The 5,356-nt window shown below is 67.3% G+C and carries 5 protein-coding genes; all 5 read left to right on the plus strand.

Translation table 11 applies throughout. The annotated features are described in order from the left end of the window. The coding region (locus ACDELDRAFT_RS18630; RefSeq protein WP_040329893.1) for an efflux RND transporter periplasmic adaptor subunit at positions 1-743 on the plus strand (743 nt) is incomplete at its 5' end. After that, a complete protein-coding gene (locus tag ACDELDRAFT_RS18635; protein ID WP_005799564.1) occupies positions 743-3,838 on the plus strand; it encodes an efflux RND transporter permease subunit in 3,096 nt (1,031 codons plus the stop codon). The genes ACDELDRAFT_RS18630 and ACDELDRAFT_RS18635, both read left to right, overlap by 1 nt. Beyond that, on the plus strand, positions 3,835-4,668 hold the full coding sequence (locus tag ACDELDRAFT_RS18640) for an alpha/beta hydrolase (RefSeq protein WP_005799565.1): 834 nt from the start codon (positions 3,835-3,837) through the stop codon (positions 4,666-4,668). Before ACDELDRAFT_RS18635 ends, ACDELDRAFT_RS18640 begins: the two co-directional genes overlap by 4 nt. A gap of 29 nt (positions 4,669-4,697) precedes the next feature. Next, positions 4,698-4,973, plus strand: coding sequence for an acyl carrier protein (locus ACDELDRAFT_RS18645; RefSeq protein WP_005799566.1), 276 nt, complete (start codon positions 4,698-4,700; stop codon positions 4,971-4,973). Further along, a partial coding sequence (locus tag ACDELDRAFT_RS23720) for a beta-ketoacyl synthase N-terminal-like domain-containing protein (RefSeq protein ID WP_005799567.1) occupies positions 4,970-5,356 on the plus strand: 387 nt, incomplete at its 3' end. The genes ACDELDRAFT_RS18645 and ACDELDRAFT_RS23720, both read left to right, overlap by 4 nt.

The raw sequence follows: 5,356 nt of genomic DNA on the forward strand, positions 1-5,356 counted from the left end.
TGTTCGAGGCCGGTATCGTGGCCCGCAAGGACCTGGAGCAAACCGAGGCCGACGCCGCGCGCGCCCAGGCCGAAGTGGCCCGTGCTGCCGCCCGCACCAGCCTGTACGGCGGTGGAGCTGCCGTGAACCAGCAACTCGCCATCTCGGCGAGCATGGGCGGCGTGGTGGTCGAGCGCAACCTCAACCCCGGCCAGGAGGTGCGGCCCGACCAGTCGGGCCCGGGCACGCCCGCGCTGTTTGTGGTGACCGACCCTTCATCGCTGTGGGTGCAGATCGATGCACGCGAAAGCGACCTCGCCTCGCTGCGCCCCGGCGACGCCTTCACGCTACAGGTTTCCGCCTACCCGGGTGAAACCTTCACCGGTCGGGTGACGGCCACGGCCGACGCCATCGACCCTGGCACACGCACGCTGAAGGTGCGCGGCCTCGTGCCCAACGCCGAGCGCCGCCTCAAGGCCGAGATGCTGGCCACCGCCCACGTGAACGAGAACCGCAGCAGCGGCGTGGTGGTGCCCGCCGAGGCCGTCACCCTCAGCGGCACAGCGCACACGGTCTACGTGCAGCGTGAGCCCGGCGCGTTCGAGCCCCGCACCGTCACGCTGGGCCATGAAGGCCCGCGCGAAGTGGTGGTGGCCACCGGCCTGTCCGCGGGCGACAAGGTCGTCACGCAGAACGTGCTGCTGCTGGCACGCCAGTTCCAGTCAGCGCTCGAAGACGCAACCGTGAAAAAGGACGCGCACTGATGAAGCGCCTGATCCAATACGCCCTACACCAGCCCCTGTTCATCGTTCTGGGCACGCTGCTGTTCGCCGGGGCCGGCTTCTTCGCATTCAAGAGCCTCTCCGTCGAGGCTTTTCCCGACGTGACCGATACCCAGGTCACGGTGATCGCCTTGTACCCCGGCCGCGCGCCAGAAGAGGTGGAAAAACAGGTCACGCTGCCCATTGAGGTGGCATTGGCGGGCCTGCCCAATTCGATCCGCGTGTTCTCGCACACGCAGTTCGGTCTCTCGTTCAGCGTGATCACCTACGACGACGCAGCCAACGTCAACATCGTGCGCCAGCAAGTGGCCGAGCGCCTTTCCTCGGTCGATCTGCCGCCCGGCGTCCAGGCCGAGATCGCGCCCAACGCCACGCCCGTGGGCGAGATCATGCGCTACCGCCTCAAGGGCGACGGCCTCTCGGCCACTGACATCCGCACCATCGAGGACTGGACCGTGGAGCGCGCGCTGCGCCAGGTGCCCGGCGTGGCCGACGTGGTCGCCATGGGCGGTGCGATCAAGCAGTACGAGGTGCAGCCCGACCTCGACAAGCTGCGCGCCTACAAGGTCACGTTCCAGAACCTGCTGGACGCGCTGGGGCGTGGCAACGCCAACGCCGGCGGCAGCTACGTGGCCCAGGGCGCGCAGCAGTACACCATCCGCGGCATCGGCCTGCTGCAGTCGGCCGACGACATCGGCCGCATCGTCGTGGCCGCGCGCGGCGGCACACCCATCCTGATCCGTGACATCGCCGAAATAAAGATCGGTGCCGTACCGCGCCTGGGCGTGGTCGGCCAGGACCTCGCCGACGACGTGGTCACCGGCATCGTCATCATGCGCAAGGGCGAGAACCCCAGCGTGGTGCTCAAGGGCGTCAAGGACAAGATCGCCGATCTGAACGCGCGCGGTCTGCCACCGGGCGTGCAGATCGTGCCCTTCTACGACCGCACCTGGCTCATGGACAAGACACTGACCACGGTGTTCCGCAACCTCGTGGAGGGCGCGTTGCTGGTCTCGCTGGTGCTCTACATCTTCCTGTCGAACCTGCGCGCCAGCCTGGCCGTGGTGGTGGTGATTCCGCTGTCGCTGCTGGCCACCTTCATGGGGCTCAAGGTCATGGGCGTACCAGCCAACCTGCTGTCGCTGGGCGCCATGGACTTCGGCATCATCGTCGACGGCGCGGTGATCGTGGTCGAAAACATCATGCACCGCCTGGCCGAGCGCGGTGAAGACATGGACGACCGCGACCGGCGCGACACCATCATCAACGCCGCCAACGAGGTGGGCCGCCCCACGCTGTTCTCGATGCTCATCATCATTGCGGCGCACATCCCCATCTTTGCGCTGCAGCGACACGAGGGGCGCATCTTCCAGCCGATGGCACTGTCGGTCACCATGGCGCTCATCGGATCGTTGATCTTCTCGCTCACCTTGGTGCCGCTGCTGGCTTACTGGATGCTCAAGCGCCGTCTTCCGCACGGTGACAACCGCGTGGTGCGCACGGCGAAGAGCTTCTACGCCCCCATCCTCGACTGGGCACTCGCGCACCGACGCAAGGTGGTGGTGATCGCCCTGGCAGCCTTCGCCGCCTCGGGTGTCGTGGCCTCCCGCCTGGGCTCCGAATTCCTGCCCGAGCTCAATGAAGGCACGACGTGGGTCAACTTCGCGCTCTCGCCCACGGTATCGAGCGAAGAGGCCACGCGCATCCTGCGCATGGCACGCAAGGCGCTGCTCACGGTGCCAGAAGTCAACACCACCGTCTCCAAGGCCGGTCAACCCGAGGACGGCACCGACCCCAAGACCATCTCGATGGCCGAGATCTTCGTGGATGTGAAGCCAGAGAACCAGTGGCGGCCCGGCATGACGCGCGAGAAGATCACCGACGAGATGAACCGCGTCCTATCGGCCCTTCCCGGCATCGACCCGGCCTTCTCGCAGCCCATCCGAGACAACGTGCTGGAATCGATATCGCAGATCAAGGGCCAGATCGTCATCAAGCTCGCGGGTGACGACCTCGCGGAAATGAAACGTATCACCGACGCAATCGCGCGCGAGATCAAACAAGTGCAGGGCGTGGCACGCGCAGAAATCGACCGCGACGGGCAAGTGCCACAACTGCTCATCAATATTGACCGCGACCGCGCCGCGCGCTACGGCCTGAACGTCAGCGACGTGCAGGATGTGATCGAGGCCGCGCTGGCGGGCAAGGCCGCCACCAGTCTGTGGGAGGGCGAACGCAAATTCGCTGTGGCCGTGCGCCTGCCCAAGGACGAGCGTGTGATCGCCAATCTGCCCCGCACGCCCATCGCCACGCCGGACGGCGGCTACGTGCCGCTCTCGGCAGTGGCCAACATCCAGGAGGGCACGGGCGCCATGAACATCGCCCGCGAGGCCGGGCGCCGCACGACCGCTATTGGCATCTTCATCCAGGGTCGCGACATGGGTTCCGTCGTGGCCGACATGAAGGCACGAGTGGCCCGCAACGTGAAAATTCCCGACACCTACCAGCTCAACTGGTCGGGCGAGTTCGAGAATCAGGAACGGGCCATGAAGCGCCTGTCGGTGGTGGTGCCCATCTCGCTGCTGCTGATCTTCGTGCTGCTGTTCGATGCCTTCAAGTCGTTCAAGACGGCCTCGCTCATCCTCATCAATGTGCCGCTCGCGCTCATTGGGGGCTTTGTCGCGCTGTGGGTGTTCGGCATCCCGCTGTCGGTGTCGGCGGCCATCGGCTTCATCGCGCTGTCAGGTCAGGCCGTGCTCAACGGCGTGGTGATGCTGTCGGTGTACCAGCAATTGCAGGCCAGCGGCATGGGCGTGGTCGAGGCAGTGCGCCAGGGCTCGATGCAGCGCCTGCGCACCGTGCTCATGACGGCGCTGCTGGCCATGCTGGGCCTGCTGCCCATGGCCTTGTCGCATGAGATCGGCGCCGAGACGCAGCGGCCGCTGGCCGTCGTGGTGATCGGCGGGCTCGTCACGGCCACACTGCTCACGCTGGTGGTGCTGCCGGCGCTGTACGTGGCATGGTTTGGTCCTCGTAAACAGACGCCCACCACCGGCGAGCCCGGAGCCATTGCATGACGCATGGCACCGCCGTGCTGCTGCTGCATGGCCTGTGCAGCACCCCCGACGAGCTGCTGCCCGTGCGTGCGGCACTGCGCTCGGCGGGCTGCACGGTGGTGGCGCCCCGCATTCCGGGTTATTCGTTCGACCCGGAAGCGGTGGTGCAAAAGGCCGGACCCTGGCGCGCATGGATCGATGCCGTCGAGGCCCAGGTGGATGCGCTGCGCCGCGAGCACGCCCGCGTGGCGCTGGTCGGCATATCGGCCGGGGCCTCCGTCGCGCTGGGTGCGGCCATCCGCTGCGGCACGCAGGTGGACGCCATGGTGCTCATGTCCACCACCTTGCGCTTCGACGGCTGGGCCATTCCGCGCACCCAGTGGCTGCTTCCGCTGGCGCTGTACACGCCGCTGGGACGCTGGTGGAGCTACCGCGAACGCCCGCCCTACGGCGTGAAGAACGAGCGCGTGCGCGCCTGGATCGAACGTGAGCTGCAACAGCGGCGCGTCTCGCGCGCGGGCGCGGCCGTGATCGGCGTCGACCACCTGCGCGAGCACGACCGGCTGATCCGCCACGTGCGGGGCCAGCTCGGGCAGGTGCGCTGCCCGCACGTGCTGGCCATCCATGCCCGCGAAGATGAGGTGGCCAGCCTCGCCAACCTCGACCTGCTTGCCCGGGGGCTGGGCGCGTCGCGCCTGCGCACCCTGGTGCTGGACAACAGCTACCACATGGTTTCCATCGACAACGACCGCCAGCAGGTCGCCAGCGAAACCACCGCCTTTGTGGTGCCACCCCAGCTGCCCGGCCTGCACCAGGCCGAGCCATCCTTCCACGCCACCGCGCCTTGCTGATTGTCTGCGGTGGCCCCACGCCAATCACCATGCACACCGATACCTACACCACCCTGTGCTCCGTGCTGGAGCAGAAATTCCACGTCGATCCGGCCCGGCTGAGTCCATCCATCTGCCTGGAAGAGATCGGGCTCGACTCCCTCTCGCTCATGGAATTCGTCTTCAACGTCGAGGATGCTTTCCACCTGCGCATCCCCGAAGACCTGCTGGATCCTCGCCAGGGCGGCATCACCCTGCAGCATGTGTGCGAGGTCATCGAAGGGCTGCAGGCAGGCTCCACCACTGGCGCAGGGGCAGGCACATGACCAGCACGGTGCGCATCACGGGCTACGGCATCGTCACGCCGCTGGGCAACGGGACCGAGCCTTTCGACGATGCCCTGTTTGGCGCGCGCTCGGCTGTGCGGGCCCATGCGCTGGCGCTGCCCGGCCTGGACCCCATGCTGCTGCCCGTTGCACCATGCGCATTTGACGAAGGCTCCGTGCGCGCGCCCTCGAACCTGCCCCTGGACCGTGGAACCGCCATGGCCCTGTCCGCAGCCCAGTCGGCCCTGCAGGCGGCGCAGCTGGACGTCGCCGACCCCGAGAGGCTGGGCGTCTTCTGGGGCAGCGGCATGGGCGGCTCGGCGAGTTTCGACACCACCTGCGAGGCACTCTACGGCCAGCACCGGCGGCTGCGGCCGACCACC

The sequence above is a fragment of the Acidovorax delafieldii 2AN genome, from assembly GCF_000175235.1.
Lineage (GTDB): Bacteria > Pseudomonadota > Gammaproteobacteria > Burkholderiales > Burkholderiaceae_C > Acidovorax > Acidovorax delafieldii_B.

Bases quoted from the DNA above. Each gene is read 5' to 3' on its own strand.
- ACDELDRAFT_RS18635 (WP_005799564.1), top strand. From the start codon at position 743: ATGAAGCGCCTGATCCAATACGCCCTACACCAGCCCCTGTTCATCGTT.
- ACDELDRAFT_RS18640 (WP_005799565.1), top strand. From the start codon at position 3,835: ATGACGCATGGCACCGCCGTGCTGCTGCTGCATGGCCTGTGCAGCACC.
- ACDELDRAFT_RS18645 (WP_005799566.1), top strand. From the start codon at position 4,698: ATGCACACCGATACCTACACCACCCTGTGCTCCGTGCTGGAGCAGAAA.